The following is a 25933-nucleotide window of genomic DNA, read 5'->3' on the forward strand; positions in this document are numbered from 1 at the left end:
TTTATTCTTGAATTACTTTTTGATCAAATACTACAGGTTTGATTTTCTCTTGAATAGCTTGAAAAATCACAAATAATACCGGAATAACAAATACTCCTAAAATAGTTCCAATTAACAATCCAAAAGCAGCACCTGTACCAATTGATCGATTTCCTATATAACCCACACCACTTGCAAAAACCAACGGCATCAATCCTAAAATAAACGCAAACGATGTCATTAAAATAGGTCGTAAACGTGCTTTGGCTCCTGATATTGCTGCTTGTAAAATGCTTTCGCCGTGTTTTCTTCGTTGCAAGGCAAACTCTACAATTAAGATGGCATTCTTAGCGAGCAACCCAACGAGCATGACGAGTGCAATTTGGAAATAAATATTGTTTTCTAATCCTGCTATTTTTTGCGACATAAACGCCCCCATAATACCTGTTGGTAATGATAAAATTACTGCAAATGGCAACATATAACTTTCATATTGCGCTGCCAAAATAAAATACACAAACACAATACACAATGCAAAAATTAAGATGGTTTGCGAACCTGCATTGATTTCTTCACGAGTTAAACCTGTAAAATCAATACCATAATTTGATGATAATTGTTTTTCAGCAACTTCTTGTACCGCTCTAATAGCATCACCCGACGAATATCCTGGTTTAGGAGCTCCTGAAATATTTGCCGAAGTAAATAAGTTGAAACGGTTTACCGATTGTGGTCCGTATACTTTTTCTAAGGTTACAAACTGACTTAATGGAGCCATTGCGCCTGTTGCTGTACGAACAAACATACCGTTTAAACTTGAAATATTTTTACGATCGTTTGGCATTGATTGCAACATTACACGATATTGTTTACCAAAACGCGTAAAATCGCTTACATAATTACCACCGATATATCCTTGCAAAGCAGAGAAAATATTACTTACCGAAACACCCGATTGTTTTGCACGTACAATATCTAACTTAATTTCGTACTGCGAATAATTGGTATTGAACGATGTTTGCGAATACATAATTTCTGGGCGTTGCATTAAAGCCGCAATATAATCTTGCGTTACTTTATCGAAATCTTTTAAATCGCCACCCGATTTATCTAACAATTTCATTTCAAAACCTCCTGACATACCAAAACCTGGAATACTTGGCGGTTGAAAGAAAATCATTTTTGCTTCAGGGAAGTTTTTACCAGCTAAACCAAACAACTTACCAATTACAACGTCCGTTGCTTCATCGGCACTAGTACGTTTAGCAAACGCTTTCATTTTAATCATTAAGAAACCGTAGTTAGAACCCGCACCCGAAATAATAGATCGACCCGAGATAACCGTTACCGATTCAATTCCTGGAATTTTCTGAGCTTGTGCTGAAAACTCTTTCTCTAATTTTTGAACGCGATCCACAGATGCTCCTGCAGGTAATTCGATATTACCCATAATAAACCCACGATCTTCACTTGGTACAAAACCTGCTGGCATTGTTTTATTAGCGTAATAAGTAATACCCAAACATGCAATTAAAATACCTAAAGAAACCCATTTATGCTTGAATAAAAACTTAAATGAACGTCCGTATTTTTCGGTCATTGCATTAAACGAATTGTTGAAAGCATCAAAAAAGCGTTGTACAAAATTGCGTTTTTTTCCGTGTTCATCTGTGTGTTGCTTTAAGAACAAAGCACACAACGCCGGACTCAATGTTAATGCATTTAAAGCCGAAATAGCAATTGCCACAATAAGCGTTACACCAAATTGTTTGTAAAAAACACCTGTTGGCCCAGTGATAAAAGTTACAGGTATAAATACCGCACACATTACCAAGGTAATAGATACAATAGCACCCGAAATTTCGCTCATAGCATTCAGGGTTGCTGTACGTGCATCTTGCCCTGTTTCTTCCATTTTTGCGTGCACGGCTTCAACTACCACAATGGCATCATCTACCACAATACCAATGGCGAGGACAAGCGCAAATAACGTTAATAAGTTAAGCGAGAATCCAAATAAATTCAAGAAAAAGAAAGTTCCAATAATAGAAACGGGTACTGCAATTAACGGAATTAACGTAGATCTAAAATCTTGTAAGAAAATATATACTACAATAAATACCAAAATAAAGGCCTCAATTAACGTATGTACTACTTTTTCAATAGAAGCATCTAAGAATTCATTAGAATCTAAATTGATTTTATAATGAATACCCTCAGGTAAATTTTTCTGAATGGTTTCTAATTCTTTTTTAATATCGTTGATGATATCCTGCGCGTTAGAACCTGGTGTTTGATAAATGGCCATTGCCACAGCTGGCATACCGTTTAACTCAGAATATCCTCCGTAAGTTTGTGCGCCTAACTGAACTTCAGCTACATCTTTTAAACGCAATACTTGTCCGTTTGCCAACGATTTTATTACGATGTCTTCATACTGCTGTTCTGTTTTGTATTTACCGCTGTATTTGATGATGTACTGAAACGATTCACCCGAGTTTTCACCCAACTGTCCTGCCGCCGCTTCTAACGATTGCTCGTTAATTGCTGCTGTAACATCTGAAGGAACTAAACCATGAGCCGCCATTTTTGTAGGATCTAACCAAACACGCATAGCGTAATTCTTTGCTCCAAAAACCGATGCATCACCAACACCATTTACCCTTTTAATTTCAGGAATAACGTTGATGTTCATATAGTTTTGAATATAAGTAGCATCGTAGTTTTTATTTTCAGAATAAAACGACAAGAACATTAACGATGATGTTTGTTGTTTCTGCGTAGTTACCCCAGAACGTGTTACCTCGTTAGGTAACAAAGGCGTTGCACGCGCCACACGGTTTTGTACGTTTACCGCAGCAATATCCGGATCAATTCCTTGTTTAAAAACTACTTGTATAGATGCAGAACCATCGTTACTGGCTGTAGAAGTAATATAATCCATTCCTTCTACTCCATTAATCTGCTCTTCAATAGGAACAATAACACTTTCAAGTACCGTTTGAGCATTGGCTCCTGGGTACGATGCCGCCACTTGTACCGTAGGTGGCGCAATATCTGGGTACTGAGTTACCGGCAATACGGTTAACCCTAAAACCCCCAGAATAACTATTAAAATAGAAATTACTGTAGAAAGTACAGGTCTTTCAATAAACGTTTTTAACATACCTTATTTTTTAGAAAACTGGTTTTATAGCATTAACAATAGTATCAAAGTTTACTTGCTTAGGTTTAATTGCCGTTTTGTTACGTAATGATCCTACGCCACTAACAATAATCGTTTCGCCTTCTTTTACCCCTTCTTTTACAATAATCATATTATCAACACGGTCAACCACATCAACCACAACAGAAATTGCTGTATCATTTACCACTTTATACACATTAATTTTTCCTTGTTGCTCATAAGAAGCTACTTCTGGCACCACTAAAACATTGGTGTATTTTTTAGGTAAACGAATGGTTCCACTGTTACCGTTGCTTAACAACTTATTCGGATTTGAAAAAGCAACTCTAAACTGAACGGTTCCTGTTGCTGCATCAATTTGTCCTGATACTGTTTCAATTTTTCCTTTTTCTGTGTAAATGCTTCCATCAGCCAATTGCAGTTCAACTTGAGGAAGATTTTTAATTTTCTCATTCATTGTTGTTCCTGGCGATGCGTTTAAGAACTGAAAATACTCTTTCTCGTTCATTGAAAAATAAGCATAAACTGAGCTAACATCTGCAATAGTTGTTAAAGCCGTAGGATCAGCCGGACCAACCAAACTACCTTTTTTCAAAGGCAACTGACCTACCACACCACTAATTGGGGCGCGTACTACCGAATAATCAACATTTGCACTAGCTGTACCATAATTTGCACGCGCTTGCGCCAACATACTTTTAGACGAAGCTAAATTTGCCTTAGCCGTTTCTAATTGAACAGAACTTATGATGCCTTTTTGTACCAATGGCACCAATTTATCAACCTCAACCTGCGCCACATTAACATTAGCTTGCGCCACCGAAATACCCGATTTTGCAGCACTTGCTGTTTCAGCCAAATTGTTTGCTTCTAAACGAAACAGAGGTTGCCCTTTGCTAACCACTTGCCCTTCATGCACATAAACTTCTTGTATGTATCCTTGAATTTTAGCGCGAACATCGTTATTAATTTTTCCTTGTATGGTAGCTGGGAAAGCTGTATATCCTACAACATCTTTAGTAGTTGCTGAAACAACATCTAACATAGGTGCTTGCGCTTGTGGAGCAGCATCTTTCTTAGAACACCCAACAATTGAGGTTCCTACAATAACCATTAAAAGAGTTTTAAGCTTACTTTTCATTTGTTTTGATATGGAGTTTTAAGTTTTTAATTGTTCTTGTTATGGAGTTACTTGCATCTTGCAAATGTGCAATGTATAAGCTAAAAGCTTCATCTTTAAACAGCACATTCGTATTCGATTTTTTGTAATCTCGTATTTTGGTATATATTTTTCTTTCTTCAATTAAACGTTCCTGAACATCTTCTAAGCGTTTTAGAAATAGATTCTGATTGATTCTAAAATACCTTTTCCTTTCGTTTTCTTTTTTATACTGCTCAATAAAATTAATTTCTACAAGTGTATTTAAACTGTGTGAAACCGAGCTTTTACTAACCTGAAGCACTTCAACAAAATCATCAAACGTTACGCCTTCTGCACAATTAACAAACACCAACAAAGCATAAACTTTGGCTGTTAAAGGCTGTAACTTATAGTATTTTTCATAATGAAGCGAAACTTCTTTGAACAAACTATTTTCTAAATATTGATGCATTTCAAGTATTTTGATGCAAAACTACAATTAGTTCGGTAAACACCGAACTAATTTTGTGTTAATTTTGTATTAAATAGATTTTACTGCGTTTTATAAATTTACACACATAACTATTTGATATTTTAATTCTTATAACAAAACACGATGGCTTTTACTAAAAAAAACGATATTTTTCTTGGATTGAAATTTATTTTATCGCTATATTTGCAACCACAAAATCAATCGAAGATTTAAACATCGAAAAATTGCGGAAGTAGCTCAGTTGGTAGAGCGTCAGCCTTCCAAGCTGAATGTCGCGAGTTCGACCCTCGTCTTCCGCTCTTGGAAAAATCAATACAAAGATTTAAAAATTGTAAAATGCGGAAGTAGCTCAGTTGGTAGAGCGTCAGCCTTCCAAGCTGAATGTCGCGAGTTCGACCCTCGTCTTCCGCTCTTGGAAAATCAAACGAAGATTTAAAAATCGTAAAACGCGGAAGTAGCTCAGTTGGTAGAGCGTCAGCCTTCCAAGCTGAATGTCGCGAGTTCGACCCTCGTCTTCCGCTCAAAAGAGCACAAAAAAATCCTTATCAAACGATAAGGATTTTTTTTATTACTGAAACGTAAGCTCTAAACTTTCAACATATTTTGGAGGTATTACGAATACTTGATGATCAAAATACACTCTAAATTCATAGGTATTGTTTGATTCTTTATCAATTAAACGTACCCAATTTGTATTTCCAGGTACAATTTCAACTTTGAAATCACCTTTTATAGTAAAAAACTGTTCTCTATATTTATCTTGACGAGATACTTTTGTACATGTTCCATCAAATTTTGAAGACCAAAGAACACTCAAAGGCTGTTCGTAATTCATCATAGCTTTTGTGTCTGCTTCTGGGAAATCCTTAAAAACAATGGCTCTTACCTTATCAAAATCATTTTCTTTGGCTTTATACGTTTTTAAAAGCGTTAATGTTTCATCGTAAACAAACACTGCTTTATCTCCATAAAAAACATTAATAAATAGCGCTTCATTATCTTTATTGTTTGCTAGGTAAGAAAAATAATCGGTAGCTTTTACATGTAATTTTACTGTATTTAAATCGGCAAAATCCATTACATCATACCCCTTTTGGCTTGCACAAATAAGGTACTGATAGTATTTATGTATCAAACGGTATTTTGCTGCTAACTTTATTTTTTTATCAAAATATTCAGGAATTAAATACGTACTTGTACTGTCATTAAATTGTGCGTAATAGGCGTTGTTTAGATACAAGAAATTATCCATTGATTGCAAACGTACTTTTTCATTGGTTGTTTTGTTGTAAAAATCAACGGTATCTTTATTAGACAAAGCGATATAATCTTTAAAAAAGAAATCAATGTTACTGTAGGTTGGCGCTACCATTTCAATACCATAACCTTTGTTTACAACACCGTACTTATTATTTACACCAAAGGCTTCATAAGCATAAAACTCTTCTTGACCGAATACTGTTGTTGAAATAATGAACAACAAAAACATCATTATTTTTTTCATAATCATAAAAAAAGCCAATCTTTCGATTGGCTTTTAAATTATTGCTTTTTTAATAAATCGCGAATTTCTGCTAATAACTGCTCTTGAGTTGGACCAGCTGGAGCCGCAGGTGCTTCAACAGCAGGTTTTCTCATTTTATTAATTCCTTTTACCATTAAAAATACAGCAAAAGCTAATAAAATAAAATTAATTGCAACTGTAATGAAGTTTCCGTAAGCAAAAATAACAACGTTTTCTACTTTTTGCGCATCAGCTAAAGCCATACCTTGTACTACTTTACTTGCAGGATCTTTTAGTACTAAGTACATATTACTAAAATCTGGCGATCCAATGATTGCTGATACAATTGGCATAACAATATCTTTTACAACACTGTCTACAATTTTTCCAAATGCGCCACCAATGATAACCCCAACGGCTAAATCCATTACATTACCTTTAACAGCAAATTCTTTAAATTCTTTTAAAAATCCCATAACAACTTATTTTAGTTTCTATTTTAGGCAAAAGTACATTTTTTTGTTAAACTTTTGTTATTCTTTGTAAAAAATTCGCTTTACACGTTGCGAAATAGCAGTCATAACTTCATAAGGAATGGTATTCCATGCCTTTGCAACTTCGGTAATGCGTAAATCGTTTCCAAAAATAATAACTTCATCTCCTACATTTGCATCACAATTTGTAACATCAGCCATTAACATATCCATACAAACCGATCCTACAATAGGTGCCTTTATACCATTAATTAAAACGCATCCTACGCCATTACCGTAACTACGACGAATACCATCGGCATAACCAATAGGAATAGTAGCTATTTTGCTTGGTTTATCTGCTTTAAAACGGCGCCCATAACCTACGCTTTCACCCATATTAATATTGTTGATTTGTAAAACAACCGTTTTAAGGGTTGCTACATTTTGCAGTTGATCATTCTCTTGTGTGCTATTACCCACACCATACAAACCAATACCAACACGCACCATATCCATCTGATACTCGTTAAAATTAAAGATACCAGACGTGTTTAAAATATGAAGTATTGGATTTATTTTTAAACGATCTTTTAAGGATGTTGTCCAACTTTGAAACAATTTAATTTGATGTAGTGTAAATTCGGTTTCTTCGGGCATATCGCTGGTTGCAAGATGAGAAAAAATGGAAGCCACACTTACAATTTGCGTGTTTTTTAAAATTTCTACTAAAGTATCAAAATCATTTTCAACAAAACCCAACCTATTCATACCTGTGTTTAGTTTTAAGTGAACTGGGTAATGCATCATGTTTTGACTTTCGGCTGCATTGATAAATGCAGACAACTCGGTTAAATTATAAATTTCAGGTTCTAACTGATACGCAATCATATTTGAAAACGCCGAGTTTTCAGGATTCATTACGATTATAGGCAATTTAATGCCTGCCTTTCGCAATTCAACACCTTCATCTGCAAAAGCAACGCCTAAGTAAGCTACTTGATGATGCGCCAATAATTTGGCAATTTCATAACTACCATTGCCATAACCAAAGGCTTTTACCATAACCATTATTTTGGTGCCAGGTTGTAAGCGTTCTTTGTAAAAATTAAGATTATGACTAACGGCATCTAAATTGATTTCTAAAACCGTTTCATGTGTTTTTTCTTCTAATTCAGCAACTATTTTTTCAAACTCAAAGCTGCGCGAGCCCTTAATCAAAAGCGTTTCGTTTCGGAATGATTTCAAATTAAAATCGCTCAAAAATGTTTTGGTATCGGGGTAACTTTGAAATTGTGTTACATTGGTTAGGTATTTAGAAATTTCAGTACCAATACCTATTACCCGGTTTACGTGGTTTTGATTCATCAATTCGCCTACCTTTTGATACAAAACTTCTGAAGGAAAACCACTCTGAAAAATATCTGATAAAACAACCGTTTTTTGAGGATGTGTTTTTTGTTGCTCTAAAAAATCTAATGCTATTTTTAACGATTGATAATCAGAACTATAACTATCATCAATTAACAAAGTATCGTTGCTCCCCTTTTTTACCTGCAAACGCATTTGAACCGTGTGTAATTTAGGTACCAAAGCAATTATATCAGCAACTGCTATTTTTAAATACAACAAAACAGTAATGCAGGTTGCTATGTTTTCAATAGAAGCCAAATCGGTAAAAGGCAACTGTACTGTAAATGCGTGGTTTAAATATCGAACTTCTAATGTTTGATTTTCTCTTTTAAATTGCACATCGGCATCTTCTGAAAAACTCCAATTAAACCAGGTTACGTTGCTAGGTTTGTATTTTTGAATGAAGGATGTATTTTCACTTATTAAAACTTCGGCATTTTTAAAAAGCACGAGTTTTTCAATCAATTTTTCTTCTTTTGATGCAAATCCTTCGTTATGCGCAGGACCAATATTTGTTAAAATACCAATTGTTGGCTGAATGATTTCTTCTAAAAAAATCATTTCGTTTGGTTGAGAGATACCTGCTTCAAAAATCCCTAAATTATGTTCGTCATTTATAGCAATTACCGAAAGTGGTACGCCAACCTGAGAATTATAACTTTTTGGACTTTTAATTATATGATAATAAGGCAGCAACAATTGATTTAACCATTCTTTTACGATGGTTTTTCCGTTGCTTCCTGTAATGCCTATTATCGGAAAATGATAATGTTTACGATAAAAAGCAACAAAAGTTTGTAATGCTCTAAGCGTATCTTTTACGGTAAAAATAACCGCGTCATTGGGTAATTCAACGTTTTGAGCTACTACAAAAAACCGAACTCCTTTTTCATACAAACTTTCAACATACTTATGTGCATTATGATTTTTACCACTTAAGGCAAAAAACAAGGTATGTGGCGCATTACGTAACGATCTACTATCAATAGAAATATCTAAAACGTCTATTTCCGCATTTTCAATTGATACAGTTGCATTTAAAACAGCACTTAATTTTGTAGTTTCGATTTTCATTGTAAACAGAATAATATCATTCAAAGGTAACAAGATATTTCCGCACAAACAGTTGATTTTTTTTGTAATTTGCAGAACGTTTTTAGCATTATGCACGACATACATTTTTATATTGGTTTAGTATTAGCACTCTTTATTGGCGTTACCTTAGGCTTAATTGGTAGCGGCGGATCTATTTTAACGGTGCCCATTTTAGTGTATGTTGTAGGTATTGATCCTTTAATTGCTACAGCGTATTCTCTTTTTATTGTAGGAAGTACATCGGCTGTTGGCAGTATTAAAAATACGATTGACAAAAACGTAAATTTTAAAATTGTACTGCTTTTTGGTATTCCTTCATTACTAGCCGTATTTTTTACTCGTTCGCAGCTATTACCTTTATTACCTGATGTTTTTACGCTAAGCAATAATGTTAGTATTTCCAAATCAAAACTAATTATGTTGATTTTTGCTGTAGTAATGTTTGCAGCATCGTCTAAAATGATTCGAAAACCGCGTCAAAAAAATATTGCAAATCCTAAAGTAGTTACCTCAGCTACACCTTTAATTACACAAGGTTTGTTAATTGGTATGGTATCAGGCTTAGTTGGCGCTGGTGGTGGCTTTTTAATTATTCCTGTGTTGGTGTTTTTTGCCAATTTACCTATGAAACAAGCCATTGGCACCTCGTTAACCATTATTGCTATTCAATGTTTGATAGGTTTTACAGGCGATTTAGGTCAACACAGCATTGATTGGACTATTGTATTATCATTTTCTTCCATATCGATATTAGGTTTATTTATAGGAAATCGATTATCAAAACGAATAATTGACGGAAATTTACGGCAGATTTTTGGATGGTTCATACTCGTTATGTCCATCTATATTTTATTCAAAGAGCTGTTTTAAGCCATGTAACCTAAGTTACTTTTACACAATTAAATAATTAGTACTTTTGTACCAGAAAAAGATTTCAACCATGAAAATTGAACAAATTTACACAGGATGTTTAGCGCAAGGCGCTTATTATATTGAAAGCAACGGCGAAGTTGCTATTATTGATCCTTTACGTGAAGTACAACAATACATAGATAAAGCAACGACTGCTAATGCAACCATTAAATATATTTTTGAAACACATTTTCACGCCGATTTTGTAAGCGGTCACGTTACTTTGGCTGAAAAAACAGGTGCAAAAATCATTTACGGACCTACAGCTAACCCAGCATTTGATGCACACATTGCAACCGATGGTGAGGTTTTTAAAATAGGCAACATCACCATTACCGCTTTACATACACCAGGGCATACCATGGAAAGTACTACGTATCTTTTAAAAGATGAAAACGGTAAAGATTATGCTATTTTTAGTGGCGACACCTTATTTCTAGGCGATGTTGGTCGCCCAGATTTAGCTCAAAAAGCAGCAGATATGACCCAAGAGCAATTAGCAGCGACTTTGTTCGAAAGCTTGCGTACCAAGATTATGCCTTTAGCCGATGAAGTAATTGTATATCCTGCACACGGAGCGGGATCGGCTTGCGGAAAAAATTTAAGCAAAGAAACCGTAGGTACATTAGGAGAGCAAAAGCGTACCAATTATGCATTGCGTGCTGATATGTCGGTAGAAGAATTTGTAAAAGAAGTTACCGATGGTTTATTACCTCCACCAATCTATTTCCCAGAAAATGTACGTTTAAACAAAAACGGATACGAAGCAATTGATACCATTATTGAAAAAAACAAAGCGTTTACACCAACCGAATTTAAACTAGCATCAGACGATGCGTTGATTTTAGACGTTCGCGATGCCGATAGTTTTGGTAAAGCGCATATACCAGGTGCTATTTTTATTGGTGTTGATGGTGGTTTTGCTCCTTGGGTGGGTGCTTTAATAACTGATATTAACCAACCTATTGTGTTGGTTACCCCAGAAGGTCGTGAGCAAGAAACCATTACACGTTTGGCTCGTGTGGGTTACGATAACACATTAGGTTATTTAGCAGGCGGTATGCAAAGTTGGATTGATGCCGGTTTTGAAACCGATAGTATTGGTAGGATTACAGCTACCGAGTTAGAAACATTAATGAATAATGGCGAAGAATCAGTAATTGATGTTCGTAAACCAGGCGAATACACCTCAGCGCATATTACCAACGTACCTAACCTTCCATTAGATTTTATCAACGACCATATTGCCGATTTTCCATCGCAAAAAACAACCTACCTACATTGCGCAGGTGGTTATCGTTCTATGATAGCAGCATCTATTTTAAAAGCACGCGGTTTTCATAATATGATGGATGTTATTGGTGGTTTTGGTAAAATTAAAGAAACCAGTTTACCTATTGTTACAGAAGCATGCACAAGTAGTTGTAGTACGAAATAAAAATATTTTCATAATAATAAAATCCGGTTCATGAATTTTTAAATTTATGAACCGGATTTTATTTAGATATATTTAAAACTTTAACAAAAAAAACATACATTTGTTAATCAACAAAAAAAAACAAATCATGAAACAACTCTACTTTTTAATCGTTTTTATTTTAATAACTAATAGTTCTTTTTCACAAAACGTTATTTTTACTGACCCAAATTTTAAACAACTATTTATAAAACCTTGGTACGACACTAATAATGATGGCGAAATTTCGCTTACTGAAGCTTTAAATATTACTGGTATATCTGAAAGCACTAATTTTGGTATTACGGATCTGACAGGAATTGCATCAATGCCAAACTTAACTTCACTTGTTTTGAGAAATAACCCAGTTTCAGCTCCTGTAAATTTAACATCTAATACACAACTAACAACACTAACTTTACATGGCAGTATACCTGCTCTAAACATTACAGGATTACACACATTATCGCATATAGATGTCAATGGTAATTTCAGTATTTTAGACACATCAAGTAAATCCTTATTAAAAAATTTAAGTATTATTTCTCCCGAACTGTTAACAATAGACATTACAGGATCTCCTATACTTAGGAAAGTTAATATTGGACAATCAAAAATAACCACACTTAACACAACCCAAAATCCTTTATTAGAAGATTTAAGTCTTTCCAGTAACAAATTAAACAACATTGATCTTACACAAAATAGTCTTTTAGTAGATTTAAATCTAAGTTTAAATAATTTGACATCGTTAGATGTTTCACAAAATCCATTATTAAAAACTCTTTATGTAGCTTCAAATCCAGTAGGAACTATTGACACATCAGGAAACCCTGCATTAGAAAAAATTAGTGTTAGTAATACTGGAATTACCAGCCTTAATCTACAGCTTAATCCATTACTTAAAGCCGTTGGAGCAAGTGATAATAATTTTACAAATGGAATAGATCTATCAAATTTACCTTTATTGGAAGAAGTTGTAGTAACTAGAGGAAATTTAAAATCTATAGATTTTAAAAATAATCCAAAATTACAAATAGTCACTATTTTTCATAACTATATTTCTCAAATAGATGTATCAAATTTACCTGAGTTAAGAAATTTTTCTGGCAGTAATAATGTATATACATCGATAGATTTCAGCAACAACCCTAATCTTACTTATGTTAGTCTTTTGAATAATCAAAATTTAAAATACATTAATCTAAAAAACGGAAACAACCATAAGATACAATTACAACCCTATCATCTTGAGAGATTAGATAATTTATTAGGTATTTGTATTGATGACCCAAACTCACATTTTGGTTCACTTGTAAAATCTGCCGTATCAAGTTCTGTTATAATAACCTCTAACTGTGCATTATCTTTGAATGACATCAACAAAACTGATGCTTTTTCATTGTACCCAAATCCTATTATTAATGAAGTATATATCAAAACCGATTACAATCTAAAATCGTTTGAAATTTACGATCAGTCTGGTCAATTAATTAAAAAAGATACTTTTAAGCAAGATAGTAATATTGTTACAATGGAAAGCTTTTTATCAGGCATATATTTTATTAAGATTACTACAGATCATGGTACGCAACATGCAAAAATTATAAAAAAATAAATCTAAATTTCTTTTCTCTTTCATCTTTCGTCAAATCCCTATATTTGCAATATGATTAAAAAAGAAACCATAGATGCTATTTTTGAAGCAGCGCGTGTTGAGGAAGTCATTGGCGACTTTGTTCAACTTAAAAAAGCGGGCAGTAATTACAAAGGGTTAAGTCCGTTTGTAAACGAAAAATCACCATCGTTTATGGTTTCACCTGCCAAACAAATTTGGAAAGATTTCTCGTCGGGCAAAGGTGGTAATGCTATTAGTTTTATTATGGAGCATGAACATTTTTCGTATCCCGAAGCATTGCGTTACTTAGCTAACAAATATCAAATTGAAATTGAAGAAACCGAACAAACCGATCTAGAAAAACAAGCGTTAAATGAGCGTGAAAGTTTGTTTGTGGTAAACGAGTTTGCTAAAAAGTATTTTCACGATGTAATGCTGAAAACCGATGAAGGCTTAGCCATTGGGCATTCGTATTTTAAAGAACGTGGATTTACCGAGGATACCATCAAAACCTTTCAATTAGGTTATTCACCCGATCAATGGGATGCTTTCACTAACGAAGCTATTTCAAAGGAATATCAGTTAGAATTTTTAGAAAAAACAGGACTTACCATTGTAAAAGAAGACAAGAAATTCGATCGTTTTAAAGGTCGTGTCATGTTTCCTATCCAAAGTATGAGTGGTCGTGTGTTGGGTTTTGGTGGGCGTATTTTAACCAACGATAAAAAAGCAGCCAAATACCTGAATTCACCCGAAAGCGACATCTACCATAAAAGTAAAATTTTGTACGGTATTTTTCAAGCCAAGCAAGAAATTGCCTCTAAAGACACCTGTTATTTGGTAGAAGGTTATACCGATGTGATACAAATGTATCAGGCGGGTATTAAAAACGTAGTGGCATCATCGGGTACCGCGTTAACACCCGATCAAATTCGATTGGTGAATCGTTTAACCAAAAACATTACCGTTTTGTTTGATGGTGATGCTGCGGGTATGCGTGCATCGTTACGTGGTATCGATTTAATTTTAGAAGCAGGTATGAACGTGCGAGTGTGTACGTTTCCCGATGGTGATGATCCCGATTCGTTTGCCAAAAAAACGCCAATTGATGAGTTGCAACGCTATTTAAAAGAAACCGCAACCGATTTTATTCGTTTTAAAGCCAATCTTTTAATGAAAGAAGCGGGTGGCGATCCTATTAAAAAAGCCGATGTTATTCGTGATATCGTTGTTTCTATTTCCAAAGTTCCCGATTATATTCAGCGCGAAGTGTACGTGCAAGAATGTGCATCTATCATGGACATTTCGGAAGATGTTTTGTTTAGTACTTTAGCGCAAATTGGTAAAAAAGAACTTCAGGAAGCCAATAAAAAATTCGTTCAAGAAAAAAAGATGGAAGTGGTAAAGGATACACCTACCGAAACCAAAGAAAAGGTAGATGTAATGTATCTTTTAGAACGAAAAATTATTGAGATTTTACTAATTTACGGCAATTACGAGGAAGATTTTGATGAGCACGAATTAAAAGTGGAAGACGAAAAAGTAGTTACCGTTAAAAAACAAGTGAAGCGCAAGGTATTTGATAAGGTTTTTTTAAGCCTGCAAGAAGATGAAATTGAAATGAGCAATCCTGTTTTTCAAACCATTTACAACAACATTATTACTTTTTACCACACAAACGAAAACTGGAACTTAGAAAGTTATCTTACGCAGGTAGCACCCGAATTATCTTCTGAAATAACATCGATTATTATGGATGAGGAGCGTTACAACCTGCACCAATGGGAAAAACAAAACATTATTGTTAAAACCAAAGATTTAGGGGTACAACAATACGTTACCGAAACCATTTTAACCTTACGATCGTTCTTGATTTTTGAAATTATTGAAGGATTGAAAAAACAATTGCAACTGCAACCAGAAAACACACGCGAATTACTAAATGATGTTGTAGATTACAACCAATTAAAACAAACCTTTTCTACACAATTAGGAAGGGTAATGTCTAGATTTAGCTCTTAAAAAAAGCCCTAAAAGCAAAACTTATAGGACTTTTTTAAATCTATTTTCTATATTCTCATTAAAACTTCACCTCATCTGTAATTTCGCAAACCGGTATTGGATTCATTTTGTGTTGGTTTATGGTATTTAAACGTTTGTAAATTTTAAAAACTTCTAATTCTCTACCTGTAAAATCCATTTCCGTTTTACCAGCTTCGTAGGCTAACATCGCCGCTTCTAACTCATCATAATTAGCACCTAATTGATCTTCATCAGATCGGTCATCACCAAACAAACCATCGGTAGGTTTTGCTTTAATAATGTTTTGGGTAATACCTAAATATGCTGCCAACGCTCTTACTTCCGATTTCATTAAATCAGCAATAGGACTTACATCAACTCCGCCATCGCCGTATTTTGTAAAAAAACCAACGCCAAAATCTTCTACTTTATTTCCTGTACCCGCCACCAATAACTGATGAATACCCGCATAATAATACAAAGTAGTCATACGCAAACGCGCACGTGTATTTGCCAACGTTAAATTCAAACGCGCTTCATCGGTACCATTTGGCAAACTAGCATTCATTAAATCAAAGGTAGCGGTTAAATCGGCAATGGTATTGCTTACATTTGGGTAGTTGTTTTTTAAGAAATTAATATGTTCTTGCCCACGTGAAACCTGAATTTCAGCTTGATGTATCGGCATTTCCACACATAAAGTTTGTAAACCTGTTTTAGCGCAAAGCGTTGATACCAAAGCCGAATCAATTCCACCCGAAATTCCTACTACAAATCCTTTAACATGTGCTTTTTCAGCATAATTTTTCAGCCATGTAACAATATGCTCAACGATTTTTTCAGAATTTATTTTTTTGTATTCCATTGCCAATTTTGATTAAGTATATTTGTGACTTAAAATTATAAAAACTAATGTTTGTAAAGATGAAAAACTTGTTTTATTTACTTGTTGGTTCTGTATTATTATTTAGCTGTAAAAAGGAAACGGCCGTTTCTGATGAGGTTTTAAACATACCAATGCAGGTTTCTATTGAGCGTTTTGATCAAGATTTTGCAAAAGCAACACCTGAAAATTTAGCGCAATTAAAACAAAAATATCCGTTTTTACTTACACCAAATGTTCCTGATTCTACTTGGTTAAGCAAAAAAAACGATACGCTTTTTCAACAATTATATACCGAAACCCAAAAGAAGTTTGCAGATTTAACGCCTTTACAAAACAATTTAAAGCTATTATTCCAGCACATAAAATACTACTACCCTACTGAAAATCCTGGAAAGGTAATCACTATTATATCTGAGGTAGATATTATGAACCGTGTTATTTACACCGATTCTATTGCTATTGTTTCGTTAGATACTTATTTAGGAAAAGACCATAAATTTTATGTAGATTTTGATGAATATACTTTAGGCGATTTTGAACCAAACCGCATTTTTGTTGATTTAGCAGAAAACTTTGCTATGCAAAAAACACCGCGTCCGCAAGATCGTACTTTTCTTTCGCAAATGATTTATTGGGGAAAAGTTATGTATATGAAAGATGTTTTGCTTCCTAATGAGTCTGACGAGTTAAAAATGAATTACAGCAAAGAACAAATGGCTTGGATGCAAAATAATGAAGCACAAGTTTGGAAACATTTTGTTGAAAAAAAATATTTATTTGACAATGATTCTAAGTTAGTTGCTCGATTTATCCAACGTGCGCCTTTCTCAAAATTTTATCTAGAACTAGATCATGAATCGCCAGGAAGTGTAGGTGTTTACATAGGTTGGCAAATTGTAAAGGCATATATGAAAAATAATAATGTAACTTTGCAAGAAATGGTTCTTAAAGATGCCAAAACAATATTTGATCAATCTAAATACAAACCTAAAAAGTAATGGCTAATCATACTTCAGAAATTAAAATAAAAGTAACCGTAGACGAAAATAAAGTTCCAGATGATATTAGATGGACAGCCAAAGACGGTGGTATAGAAAACGAACAAGCAAAGGCAATGCTTTTATCTGTTTGGGATAGTAAAGTACAAGAAACATTGCGTATTGATTTATGGACAAAAGAAATGCCTGTTGATGAAATGAAGGTATTTTTTCACCAAACATTAGTTGCCATGGCGGATACTTTTGAACGAGCTACCGATGATAAAAAAATGAGCGATACCATGCGCGATTTTTGCGCTTACTTTGCAGAAAAACTAGAGTTACATAAAAAATAACATCCTTTATACATGAATGTAACACCCTTTAAAATGAAACTTTCGCATATTATTTTTGCGATTAGTGTTTGCACGGTTTTGTATTGGGGTATTGCTTTAAATGTTAATGTATACAAGTATATAGTCACAGGAGCTATTTTTGAAATGACAGCTCTTATTTTCATGATTATTTTGTATGCATTACCTTTTTTAATTATTGCATTAATAGCACGATTAAAAAAACGCACACCCAAACTGCATTTTATTAGTTTAGGATTGCTTGTAACCTTATTAATCTTAATATTTACCGTATATCAATAAAAAAGGATTTCAAATTGAAATCCTTTTTTTTATACAAAACTGTTATTTTTAAAAATATCTTGATTGATTTGATCAATGTAATTTAACACATCATCTTTACCATATTCACTTTCAGAAGATGTAACAAAATACGGTGGCATTTCTTCCCAATCATTTGCCATAAGCGCTTTTTTATATGCAGCAACATGCTTTTGAATAGCACCTTTGCTAATTTTATCGGCTTTTGTAAAAATAATTCCAAACGGAACACCACCTTCACCCAAATAATTAATAAACTCTAAATCAATCTTTTGTGCTTCGTGACGAATATCCACCAAAACAAAAGCACTTACCAACTGTTCTCTTTTTTCAAAATATTCGGTAATGAATTTTTGAAACACAGCCTTGGTTGATTTAGAAACTCTAGCATAACCATAACCAGGTAAATCAACCAAAAACCAATTGCTATTTATTTTAAAATGATTGATTAGTTGTGTTTTTCCAGGTCGACTAGATGTTTTAGCCAAACCTTTATTATTGGTCAGCATGTTGATTAACGAAGATTTGCCCACGTTAGATCTGCCTATAAACGCATATTCTGGTATAGGTTCTGTTGGGCATTTTTTTACATCAGAATTACTAATGATGAATTCGGCTGTATTAATCTTCATATTATTTTATATTTCGCTCTGTTAACCAATGGTCTAAAAGCGTATTAAACGCATCAGGATGCTCCATCATTGCCGCATGCCCACATTCATCAATCCAATACAAGTCAGAATCGGGTAATAATTCATGAAATTCTTCGGCTACATCTGGTGGCGTAACTTTATCATTTCTTCCCCAAATAATACAAGTTGGCGTGTGCATTTTAGGCAAATCTTTTGCCATATTATGACGGATTGCACTTTTAGCAATGGTTAATGTTTTTATTAATTTCATACGATCGTTAACCGTATTAAAAACATCGTCTACAATTTCTTTGGTAGCTACAGCTGGGTTGTAAAAAACATCCTCGGCTTTCTTTTTAATGAATTCATAATCACCTCTGCGTGGGTATGAATCGCCCATTGCACTTTCATACAAACCAGAACTACCCGTAATAATAAGTGCTTCTACTGTTTCAGGATGTAATTTTGTATAATACAAAGCAATGTGCCCACCTAAAGAATTACCCAACAAAATTACTTTTTCAAATTTCTTATGCTTAATAAAGTCATTTACAAATCTTGCAAATGCTTTTACATTTGTTTTTAAAATACTTAATGTATAAATAGGTAATTCAGGAAGCACCACTTTGTAGCCTTTTTTAGGAAAATAATCCGATACACCATCAAAATTACTTAAGCCACCCATTAAGCCATGTAAAATAACAATTGGAGTACCTTCTCCAATTTCTACATACCTAAATTTACCTTCTTCTTTTATAATTCGCTCCATATATGCGATTGTCAATTCGTACAAATATACGATATTAATAAAATTTCATGTAAAATTAAAGTGGTTTTATTAACATTTCTCGTTTTCATTTCTGTTAGCAACTCTATTCACTTTTACTAAATTTAGTAAAAAATCTCTAAAAAAACATAGATAGTTCTCAATATCAATGAAATATATTTAATGCTTTTAAGAAAAAACTAAAAAAATTTTACAATCTCAAAATCAACAACTTACATCATAAACAGCGTAATTCAAAAACTTTTCAACAAAGTGGTAAAAAGTGGTAAAAAGTGGTAAAATTTTACTTACTTTTGTTTTATCAATTAAAACCATGCTTGTTTTATGCATCCAATAGTAGGTACATATGAATGTAAAATTGACACCAAAGGAAGGGTGTTGATACCTGCTGCGTTAAAAAAACAGCTTATTACTGTAGCCGATGGTTTTGTTCTAAAACGCTCTGTTTATGAGAAATGCGTAGAACTTTGGCCAATGAATGAGTGGAATGAAATGATGCAAAAACTGAATCAATTAAACCGTTTTGACCGTAAAGCCGATGCGTTTATTCGCAAGTTTATGGCTGGTGTAAAGATAGTGGATATTGATGAGGCTGGGCGCTTACAAGTAAGCAAAGATTTAATTGAGTTTGCCTCAATTTCTAAAGATGTTGTTTTTTCATCAAAAATTAATCTGATTGAAATTTGGGACAAAGATTTATATGAGAACATTGTAAACGATGAAGATACCGACTTTGGCGATTTAGCAGAAGAAGTTATGGGTACAATAACAAATTATGGAGCATAACGAATACGAATACCACAACCCTGTTTTGTTAAAAGAAACAGTAGACGGCTTAAACATTAAACCAGACGGCGTTTATGTTGATGTTACTTTTGGTGGCGGTGGTCATTCTAAAGAAATTATGCGTCGTTTAGGTCCTAACGGAAAGTTATTTGCTTTTGATCAAGATACCGATGCTTTAGCAAATGCTTTAGATGATGAGCGTTTTACGTTAATAAACGAAAATTTTCGATTCATCAAACGTTTTTTACGTGTTTACGGAATTAAACAAGTAGATGGTATTTTGGGCGATTTTGGCGTTTCATCACATCAATTTGATGTTGCCGAAAGAGGCTTTTCTACTCGATTTGAAGCAGATTTAGATATGCGCATGAACCAAAACGGCAATTTATCTGCTTATGAAGTTATTAATGATTACGAAGAAAATGCTCTAAGCAAAGTCTTTTTTTCTTATGGCGAATTAAGCAATGCACGTGGTTTAGCAGCAGCTATTGTAACGGCACGTAAAACAGAGCCTATTAAAAACTCGGAACAATTAAAAAAAGTACTAGCTAAATTTTTACCTGCCCATAAAAGCAATAAAATTTTAGCCCAAATATATCAAGCTATTCGCATTGAAGTAAATCAAGAAATTGATGTTCTGCGCGAATTCTTAGAACAATCGTTAGAATTATTAAAACCTGGTGGGCGTTTAAGTGTTATTTCTTATCATTCATTAGAAGATCGCTTGGTGAAAAGATTCATAAAAAACGGAATGTTTGAAGGAGAACCAGAACGAGATTTCTACGGAAGATTTGAAGTTCCTTTTGACACTATTGGAAAACTAATTGTGCCAAGCGCAGAAGAAATAAAAATAAATAACAGAGCACGCAGTGCTAAATTAAGAATAGCAGAAAAAAAATAATATGGGTTTAAACAATATAATAAAAGCTAAGTTCTTGGTTGAAGGGCAATCATTGAAAAATTGGCTTTTCATTATATATGTTGTTTTCTGGACACTTGTTTTAATTGCCAACAACCATTTTTACGAACAAAAAATGATGAAGGCTAAAGATTTAACGGAGCAAGTTAAAGAATTACGATCTGAATTTGTTGATAAACGATCTGAATTGATGCAGTTACGCATGGAATCAAACGTTTCTAAACAAATGGAAACTTACGGAATAGTACCATCAGTAGTACCTCCAAAAAAGATCAAAGTTGTTGTTGAAAAAGAAAAAAAATGGTATGAGATATGGGATTAGCGAAGAAAAACGATAACAATCGTATTTACCTCGTTTTTTTTGGTATGCTAGCCATTGGTTTGGCCATTTTTGTTAAAATGAGCATCATACAATTTAAAGAGGGCGAAGAATGGCGTAGCAAAGCAGATAGCTTAACAATTAAGGATGAAATTATCCCTGCAAATAGAGGAAATATTTATTCTGCAGATGGTAGTTTACTTGCAACATCCATTCCTAAGTACACCATTTATTTTGATCCTTTAGCGCCATCAAATGAAAACTTTGAAAAATACATTCGTGGTTTTTCTGATTCTTTAGGAAAATTTATCCCTAAGAAAACAGCTGGAGCTTATGAATCATACTTTAGACAAGCACGTTCAAACAAAAAAAGATACGTACATATTGCCACTAAATTAAGTTATACACAGTACATGAAACTAAAATCGTTTCCGCTGTTTAATTTAGGTAAGTACAAAGGCGGAATGATTGTAAACCAAGTACATGTGCGCGAGTATCCTATGGGAATGATTGCCAACAGAACAATTGGTTACGAACGTTTAAACGATGATAAAACCATTACCAGAAAAGGTATTGAAGCTGCTTTTACTGATTACCTAACAGGTAAAGAAGGAAAAAGAAAGGTACAAAAAATGTCTAAAAACCTTTGGAAACCTATTCACGATGAAAACGTGGTAGACCCAAAAGATGGTTATGATATTACAACAACAATTGATGTTTACATTCAAGATATTGCGCATCACGCACTATTAAGTTCTTTGGAATACTACGAAGCAGATCACGGAACTGTAGTGGTAATGGAAACAAACACGGGGCAAGTAAAAGCTATTTCTAACCTTGGCAAAATTGGCGATGGATCGTATACAGAAACTGTAAATTATGCAGTACTAGAGCGTCATGATCCAGGTTCTACCTTCAAATTAGCATCGTTTATGGCTTTGTTAGATGATGGTAAGGCAGATACAGCCACCATTTATGGTACACATGGTGGTATTGTTACTTTTTCTGGCAGACAAGTACGCGATTCTAACCGAAGAGGGTATGGTAAAATTTCATTAGCCAGAGGATTTGAAGTATCATCAAACACCGTAATTACACAGGCTGTATATCAAGCTTATAAAGACAATCCAAAGGATTTTACCGATAAAATGAAAGATTTTGGATTTAATGCAACACTTGGTTTAGATTTAAAAGGCGAACCAAAATCGTACATTCCTGTACCTGGAGATAGAAACTGGAGCAAAATTGCACTGCCTTGGATGGCTTATGGGTATGGTATTTTGGTAACACCTTTGCAAACCTTAACGCTATACAATTCAATAGCTAACAACGGTGAAATGGTGAAACCACAATTTGTAAAGGAAATTAGAGATGTTAATCAGGTTATAAAAACGTTTGATAAACAAGTAATTAACCCTCAAATTGTAAAACCTAAAGTAGTAAAAGAAATGCAGGCCATTATGAAAAACGTGGTTTTAAGAGGTACCGGAAAAGGTCTTTTATCGGATGATTTTTCAATGGCAGGAAAAACGGGAACGGCGCAAATGAATTACGGAAATCGTGGCGGTATGTATTATGCATCATCGTTTGTGGGATATTTCCCAGCTGATAATCCAAAATATTCGTGCATTGTAGTTATCCACAGACCAACAAAACACAGTTATTACGGAGGCGATGTAGCAGGACCAGTTTTCAAACGTATCGCTCAAAAAATATTTACCGATGTGCCTTCAATGAAAGAAATTAAAAACATTGAAACACCATCGGGCAAAGCTCAAAAAAGCTACAAAACGTATTATGCCAACGTAAAACAATCGGGTAACGTAATGCCAAATGTAGTTGGATTACCTGCAATGGACGCAGTAGCTATATTAGAAAATTTAGGTGTAAAAGTACACACCATTGGTTTTGGAAAAGTTAACAAACAATCAGTAACCAGCGGAGAAAAAATAACAAAACAACAAGTAATTACATTAGAATTAAGTTGAAAAAATTAAAAGACATATTATATCGCGTATCGCTTGATGCTGTTAGAGGTACTACAGATGTAGTTATTTCTGATATTGTCTTTGATTCAAGAAAAGTGACTCCAAGTTCGGCTTTCATCGCTCAAAAAGGTACTTTATCAAACGGGCACGATTACATAGAAAAAGCCATTGAATTAGGTGCTATTGCTGTTATATATGAAGACAATCCTGCAACTTTTCACGAAGGTATTACCTATGTAAAAGTAGACGATGCAAATGATGCGTTAGCACATATATCAGCTAATTTTTTTGACAATCCATCATCAAAATTAACTTTAGTAGGCGTAACAGGCACAAACGGTAAAACTACCATTGCTACTTTATTACATCAATTATTTACGAAAGCAGGCTATAAAGTAGGTTTATTATCTACAGTGAAAATTTTAGTAGGCGACACAACTTATCCAGCAACACACACTACACCAGATTCTATTACCATTAATCGTTTTTTAAACCAAATGGTACAAGAAGGATGTACGCATTGCTTTATGGAAGTTAGCTCGCACGGCATTGCACAAAAACGCACAGCTGCTTTAGATTTTAAAGGAGGCATTTTTACTAATTTATCACACGATCATTTAGATTATCATAAAACATTTGCAGAATACCGCAACGTAAAAAAATCATTTTTTGATTCATTAGCCAAAACTTCTTTTGCCATTAGTAATGCCGATGACAAAAACGGTGCTTTTATGTTGCAAAATTGTTCTGCGAAAAAAGTAATGTACAGCATTCAGAATGTTGCCGACATCAATGGAAAAATCATTGAAAGTCAGTTTAACGGTATGTTGCTTAATATTAACCATCACGAAGTTTGGGTGCAACTAATCGGTAAATTTAACGCATCTAATTTATTAGCTATTTATGCAACCGCAACTGAGTTAGGTTTAACCCAAGAAGAAGTTTTGTTGCATTTAAGCACCTTAAAAAGTGTTTCAGGTCGCTTTCAATTCATTGTATCGCCAAGTAAAATCACAGCCATTGTTGATTATGCACACACACCCGATGCCTTAGAAAATGTACTAAAAACCATAACTGAAATTCGCACATTAAACGAACAGTTAATTACAGTCGTAGGTTGTGGCGGTAATAGAGACAAAGAAAAACGACCAGTTATGGCGCGTATTGCAACAGAAATGAGCGATACGGTTATTTTTACATCAGACAACCCGCGTAACGAAGATCCGTATGAAATTTTAAAAGATATGGAAGCAGGTGTTGAAGCGCAAAATACCAACCGTTACATTACAATTGAAGACCGCCACCAAGCTATAAAAACGGCTTGTAAAATGGCAAATGCAGGCGATATTATTTTAATTGCCGGCAAAGGTCACGAAGATTACCAAGAAATTAAAGGAGTAAAACATCACTTTAACGATTTAGAAGAAGTGATTCAATTTTTAAACGAATTCAATAAGTAACCTATGTTATACTACTTATTAAGATATTTAGATTCTATTTTCGACTTCCCAGGAGCCGCGTTATACCAATTTATAACGTTTCGTTCTGGCGTAGCTTTTTTTCTATCGTTATTAATTTCAACCCTTTTTGGTAAAAAAATCATCAATTATTTACGCAGACAGCAAATTGGTGAATCAGTTCGTGAATTAGGTTTAGAAGGTCAAAACGAAAAAGCAGGTACACCAACAATGGGTGGTATCATTATTATTATGGCCACTTTAATACCTGTATTATTGTTAGCTAAGCTTGATAATATTTATGTTTTAGTATTGATATTGACAACCATTTGGATGGGTGTTATTGGTTTCTTAGACGATTATATTAAAGTATTCAAAAAAGATAAAGAAGGTTTAAAAGGACGATTTAAAGTTGTAGGACAAATTGGTTTAGGAATTATAGTAGGAGCCATTTTTTACTTTCATCCCAACATCACCGTACGCGACACACCGAGTATTTTATTAGAAACCGGTGTAACCAGTAAGTTTGATATTAAGTCGACTACTACAACCATTCCGTTTTTTAAAGATAACGAGTTTAACTATGGTCAATTAATATCATGGATGGGCGATGGTTATGAAAATTACGTTTGGTTAATATTCATTCCAATTGTTATTTTCATTATTACAGCGGTATCAAACGGTGCCAATTTAACAGATGGTATTGATGGATTAGCCGCCGGAACATCCGCCATAACCGTAGTTGCTTTGGGTATTTTCGCATTTGTTTCGGGTAACTTTATTTTTGCCAATTACCTCAACATTATGTACATACCCAATTCCGGAGAAATGACGGTTTACATAGCCGCCTTTGTAGGTGCACTGGTAGGTTTTCTCTGGTACAATGCCTACCCTGCGCAAGTATTTATGGGAGATACAGGTAGTTTAACCATTGGAGGTATTATTGCCGTTTTAGCCATTGCAGTGCGTAAAGAAATGTTGATTCCTGTATTATGTGGTATTTTCTTGGCAGAAAATTTATCAGTAGTAGTACAAGTCGCATATTTTAAATATACCAAACGAAAATACGGCGAGGGTCGCAGAATATTTCTAATGTCGCCATTACACCACCACTATCAAAAGAAAGGATATCACGAAAGTAAAATCGTTACCCGCTTTTGGATTGTAGGTATTTTCTTAGCCATTTTCTGTGTTATATCATTAAAATTAAGATAA

At 34.1% G+C, this 25933-nt stretch carries 22 protein-coding genes and 3 tRNA genes; 16 read left to right on the plus strand and 9 right to left on the minus strand.

Annotated elements, in window-relative coordinates; genetic code table 11:
• Position 1 precedes the first annotated feature (1 nt).
• Genes H1R17_RS03240 through H1R17_RS03250 form a run of 3 tightly spaced genes read right to left on the minus strand, consistent with a single transcriptional unit; the run spans position 2 to position 4779 of the window.
• The gene (locus tag H1R17_RS03240) at positions 2-3145 is read right to left on the minus strand and encodes an efflux RND transporter permease subunit (RefSeq protein WP_163431317.1); all 3144 of its coding nucleotides are present in this window, start codon (positions 3143-3145) and stop codon (positions 2-4) included.
• Positions 3146-3155: 10 nt separating this feature from the next.
• Entirely contained in the window at positions 3156-4307 is a 1152-nt protein-coding gene (locus H1R17_RS03245; RefSeq protein ID WP_163431318.1) for an efflux RND transporter periplasmic adaptor subunit, read from the minus strand.
• The gene (locus H1R17_RS03250) at positions 4297-4779 is read right to left on the minus strand and encodes a GbsR/MarR family transcriptional regulator (protein ID WP_163431319.1); all 483 of its coding nucleotides are present in this window, start codon (positions 4777-4779) and stop codon (positions 4297-4299) included. The genes H1R17_RS03245 and H1R17_RS03250 overlap by 11 nt, the downstream gene beginning before the upstream one ends.
• Before the next feature lie 247 nt (positions 4780-5026).
• On the opposite strand from H1R17_RS03250, the gene H1R17_RS03255 reads away from it, so the two are divergent.
• The 3 genes from H1R17_RS03255 (at position 5027) to H1R17_RS03265 (ending at position 5321) form a co-directional block, all read left to right on the plus strand.
• Positions 5027-5099 (plus strand) — tRNA-Gly (locus H1R17_RS03255).
• A gap of 39 nt (positions 5100-5138) precedes the next feature.
• A tRNA-Gly gene (locus tag H1R17_RS03260) sits at positions 5139-5211 on the plus strand.
• Between the two features lie 37 nt (positions 5212-5248).
• Positions 5249-5321: transfer RNA gene (locus H1R17_RS03265), tRNA-Gly, on the plus strand.
• Between the two features lie 47 nt (positions 5322-5368).
• Here H1R17_RS03265 and H1R17_RS03270 read toward each other — a convergent pair.
• From H1R17_RS03270 to H1R17_RS03280, 3 genes are read right to left on the minus strand one after another with little or no spacing between them, the layout of a single operon-like run.
• Positions 5369-6304 (minus strand): hypothetical protein, encoded by a 936-nt coding sequence (locus tag H1R17_RS03270; protein WP_163431320.1) that lies wholly within the window; start codon positions 6302-6304, stop codon positions 5369-5371.
• A gap of 38 nt (positions 6305-6342) precedes the next feature.
• Positions 6343-6780 carry a large conductance mechanosensitive channel protein MscL gene (gene mscL / locus H1R17_RS03275; protein WP_163431321.1) on the minus strand — a complete coding sequence of 146 codons (438 nt, stop codon included), beginning with the start codon at positions 6778-6780 and terminating at the stop codon, positions 6343-6345.
• A gap of 57 nt (positions 6781-6837) precedes the next feature.
• The gene (locus tag H1R17_RS03280; protein WP_163431322.1) at positions 6838-9264 is read right to left on the minus strand and encodes a bifunctional UDP-N-acetylmuramoyl-tripeptide:D-alanyl-D-alanine ligase/alanine racemase; all 2427 of its coding nucleotides are present in this window, start codon (positions 9262-9264) and stop codon (positions 6838-6840) included.
• 90 nt (positions 9265-9354) lie between these two features.
• Here H1R17_RS03280 and H1R17_RS03285 point away from each other — a divergent pair, with 90 nt between their 5' ends.
• From H1R17_RS03285 to dnaG, 4 genes are all read left to right on the plus strand, one after another.
• On the plus strand, positions 9355-10155 hold the full coding sequence (locus tag H1R17_RS03285) for a sulfite exporter TauE/SafE family protein (RefSeq protein ID WP_163431323.1): 801 nt from the start codon (positions 9355-9357) through the stop codon (positions 10153-10155).
• A 70-nt stretch (positions 10156-10225) separates the two neighbouring features.
• On the plus strand, positions 10226-11635 hold the full coding sequence (locus H1R17_RS03290) for a rhodanese-like domain-containing protein (RefSeq protein ID WP_163431324.1): 1410 nt from the start codon (positions 10226-10228) through the stop codon (positions 11633-11635).
• 127 nt (positions 11636-11762) lie between these two features.
• Positions 11763-13271, plus strand: coding sequence for a T9SS type A sorting domain-containing protein (locus H1R17_RS03295; RefSeq protein WP_163431325.1), 1509 nt, complete (start codon positions 11763-11765; stop codon positions 13269-13271).
• 51 nt (positions 13272-13322) lie between these two features.
• The gene (gene dnaG / locus H1R17_RS03300; RefSeq protein ID WP_163431326.1) at positions 13323-15293 is read left to right on the plus strand and encodes a DNA primase; all 1971 of its coding nucleotides are present in this window, start codon (positions 13323-13325) and stop codon (positions 15291-15293) included.
• A gap of 58 nt (positions 15294-15351) precedes the next feature.
• On the opposite strand, the gene nadE is transcribed toward dnaG, so the two are convergent.
• Positions 15352-16158 (minus strand): NAD(+) synthase, encoded by an 807-nt coding sequence (gene nadE / locus H1R17_RS03305; RefSeq protein ID WP_163431327.1) that lies wholly within the window; start codon positions 16156-16158, stop codon positions 15352-15354.
• Between the two features lie 59 nt (positions 16159-16217).
• Here nadE and gldB point away from each other — a divergent pair, with 59 nt between their 5' ends.
• The 3 genes from gldB to H1R17_RS03320 are packed head-to-tail and all read left to right on the plus strand — an operon-like array spanning position 16218 to position 17812.
• A complete protein-coding gene (gldB, locus tag H1R17_RS03310) occupies positions 16218-17177 on the plus strand; it encodes a gliding motility lipoprotein GldB (RefSeq protein WP_240453331.1) in 960 nt (319 codons plus the stop codon).
• A complete protein-coding gene (gene gldC / locus H1R17_RS03315) occupies positions 17177-17512 on the plus strand; it encodes a gliding motility protein GldC (RefSeq protein ID WP_163431329.1) in 336 nt (111 codons plus the stop codon). The genes gldB and gldC overlap by 1 nt, the downstream gene beginning before the upstream one ends.
• A gap of 33 nt (positions 17513-17545) precedes the next feature.
• The gene (locus tag H1R17_RS03320) at positions 17546-17812 is read left to right on the plus strand and encodes a hypothetical protein (protein WP_163431330.1); all 267 of its coding nucleotides are present in this window, start codon (positions 17546-17548) and stop codon (positions 17810-17812) included.
• A gap of 29 nt (positions 17813-17841) precedes the next feature.
• On the opposite strand, the gene yihA is transcribed toward H1R17_RS03320, so the two are convergent.
• Both yihA and H1R17_RS03330 read right to left on the minus strand, forming a co-directional pair.
• Positions 17842-18462 carry a ribosome biogenesis GTP-binding protein YihA/YsxC gene (gene yihA / locus H1R17_RS03325; RefSeq protein WP_163431331.1) on the minus strand — a complete coding sequence of 207 codons (621 nt, stop codon included), beginning with the start codon at positions 18460-18462 and terminating at the stop codon, positions 17842-17844.
• A 1-nt stretch (position 18463) separates the two neighbouring features.
• Complete coding sequence (locus H1R17_RS03330) at positions 18464-19231, minus strand: alpha/beta fold hydrolase (RefSeq protein ID WP_163431332.1); 768 nt, start codon at positions 19229-19231, stop codon at positions 18464-18466.
• A gap of 342 nt (positions 19232-19573) precedes the next feature.
• On the opposite strand from H1R17_RS03330, the gene mraZ reads away from it, so the two are divergent.
• The 6 genes from mraZ to mraY are packed head-to-tail and all read left to right on the plus strand — an operon-like array spanning position 19574 to position 25933.
• The gene (mraZ, locus tag H1R17_RS03335) at positions 19574-20035 is read left to right on the plus strand and encodes a division/cell wall cluster transcriptional repressor MraZ (RefSeq protein ID WP_163431333.1); all 462 of its coding nucleotides are present in this window, start codon (positions 19574-19576) and stop codon (positions 20033-20035) included.
• On the plus strand, positions 20025-20936 hold the full coding sequence (rsmH, locus tag H1R17_RS03340; RefSeq protein WP_163431334.1) for a 16S rRNA (cytosine(1402)-N(4))-methyltransferase RsmH: 912 nt from the start codon (positions 20025-20027) through the stop codon (positions 20934-20936). The genes mraZ and rsmH overlap by 11 nt, the downstream gene beginning before the upstream one ends.
• Position 20937: 1 nt before the next feature.
• Positions 20938-21276 carry an FtsL-like putative cell division protein gene (locus tag H1R17_RS03345; RefSeq protein ID WP_163431335.1) on the plus strand — a complete coding sequence of 113 codons (339 nt, stop codon included), beginning with the start codon at positions 20938-20940 and terminating at the stop codon, positions 21274-21276.
• Positions 21267-23261, plus strand: a complete 1995-nt coding sequence (locus H1R17_RS03350) for a penicillin-binding protein (protein ID WP_163431336.1) — start codon at positions 21267-21269, stop codon at positions 23259-23261. Before H1R17_RS03345 ends, H1R17_RS03350 begins: the two co-directional genes overlap by 10 nt.
• Positions 23258-24721, plus strand: a complete 1464-nt coding sequence (locus tag H1R17_RS03355) for a UDP-N-acetylmuramoyl-L-alanyl-D-glutamate--2,6-diaminopimelate ligase (RefSeq protein ID WP_163431337.1) — start codon at positions 23258-23260, stop codon at positions 24719-24721. The genes H1R17_RS03350 and H1R17_RS03355 overlap by 4 nt, the downstream gene beginning before the upstream one ends.
• 3 nt (positions 24722-24724) lie before the next feature.
• Positions 24725-25933, plus strand: a complete 1209-nt coding sequence (gene mraY / locus H1R17_RS03360; RefSeq protein ID WP_163431338.1) for a phospho-N-acetylmuramoyl-pentapeptide-transferase — start codon at positions 24725-24727, stop codon at positions 25931-25933.

This window comes from Flavobacterium sp. xlx-214, from assembly GCF_013874595.1.
In the GTDB taxonomy this organism is placed as follows: domain Bacteria; phylum Bacteroidota; class Bacteroidia; order Flavobacteriales; family Flavobacteriaceae; genus Flavobacterium.

What these genes read in the sequence shown, in the direction of transcription:
- H1R17_RS03240 (WP_163431317.1), bottom strand. Translation starts at nt 3,145, where the DNA reads ATGTTAAAAACGTTTATTGAAAGACCTGTACTTTCTACAGTAATTTCT.
- H1R17_RS03245 (WP_163431318.1), bottom strand. Translation starts at nt 4,307, where the DNA reads ATGAAAAGTAAGCTTAAAACTCTTTTAATGGTTATTGTAGGAACCTCA.
- H1R17_RS03250 (WP_163431319.1), bottom strand. Translation starts at nt 4,779, where the DNA reads ATGCATCAATATTTAGAAAATAGTTTGTTCAAAGAAGTTTCGCTTCAT.
- H1R17_RS03270 (WP_163431320.1), bottom strand. Translation starts at nt 6,304, where the DNA reads ATGAAAAAAATAATGATGTTTTTGTTGTTCATTATTTCAACAACAGTA.
- mscL (WP_163431321.1), bottom strand. Translation starts at nt 6,780, where the DNA reads ATGGGATTTTTAAAAGAATTTAAAGAATTTGCTGTTAAAGGTAATGTA.
- H1R17_RS03280 (WP_163431322.1), bottom strand. Translation starts at nt 9,264, where the DNA reads ATGAAAATCGAAACTACAAAATTAAGTGCTGTTTTAAATGCAACTGTA.
- H1R17_RS03285 (WP_163431323.1), top strand. Translation starts at nt 9,355, where the DNA reads ATGCACGACATACATTTTTATATTGGTTTAGTATTAGCACTCTTTATT.
- H1R17_RS03290 (WP_163431324.1), top strand. Translation starts at nt 10,226, where the DNA reads ATGAAAATTGAACAAATTTACACAGGATGTTTAGCGCAAGGCGCTTAT.
- H1R17_RS03295 (WP_163431325.1), top strand. Translation starts at nt 11,763, where the DNA reads ATGAAACAACTCTACTTTTTAATCGTTTTTATTTTAATAACTAATAGT.
- dnaG (WP_163431326.1), top strand. Translation starts at nt 13,323, where the DNA reads ATGATTAAAAAAGAAACCATAGATGCTATTTTTGAAGCAGCGCGTGTT.
- nadE (WP_163431327.1), bottom strand. Translation starts at nt 16,158, where the DNA reads ATGGAATACAAAAAAATAAATTCTGAAAAAATCGTTGAGCATATTGTT.
- gldB (WP_240453331.1), top strand. Translation starts at nt 16,218, where the DNA reads ATGAAAAACTTGTTTTATTTACTTGTTGGTTCTGTATTATTATTTAGC.
- gldC (WP_163431329.1), top strand. Translation starts at nt 17,177, where the DNA reads ATGGCTAATCATACTTCAGAAATTAAAATAAAAGTAACCGTAGACGAA.
- H1R17_RS03320 (WP_163431330.1), top strand. Translation starts at nt 17,546, where the DNA reads ATGAAACTTTCGCATATTATTTTTGCGATTAGTGTTTGCACGGTTTTG.
- yihA (WP_163431331.1), bottom strand. Translation starts at nt 18,462, where the DNA reads ATGAAGATTAATACAGCCGAATTCATCATTAGTAATTCTGATGTAAAA.
- H1R17_RS03330 (WP_163431332.1), bottom strand. Translation starts at nt 19,231, where the DNA reads ATGGAGCGAATTATAAAAGAAGAAGGTAAATTTAGGTATGTAGAAATT.
- mraZ (WP_163431333.1), top strand. Translation starts at nt 19,574, where the DNA reads ATGCATCCAATAGTAGGTACATATGAATGTAAAATTGACACCAAAGGA.
- rsmH (WP_163431334.1), top strand. Translation starts at nt 20,025, where the DNA reads ATGGAGCATAACGAATACGAATACCACAACCCTGTTTTGTTAAAAGAA.
- H1R17_RS03345 (WP_163431335.1), top strand. Translation starts at nt 20,938, where the DNA reads ATGGGTTTAAACAATATAATAAAAGCTAAGTTCTTGGTTGAAGGGCAA.
- H1R17_RS03350 (WP_163431336.1), top strand. Translation starts at nt 21,267, where the DNA reads ATGGGATTAGCGAAGAAAAACGATAACAATCGTATTTACCTCGTTTTT.
- mraY (WP_163431338.1), top strand. Translation starts at nt 24,725, where the DNA reads ATGTTATACTACTTATTAAGATATTTAGATTCTATTTTCGACTTCCCA.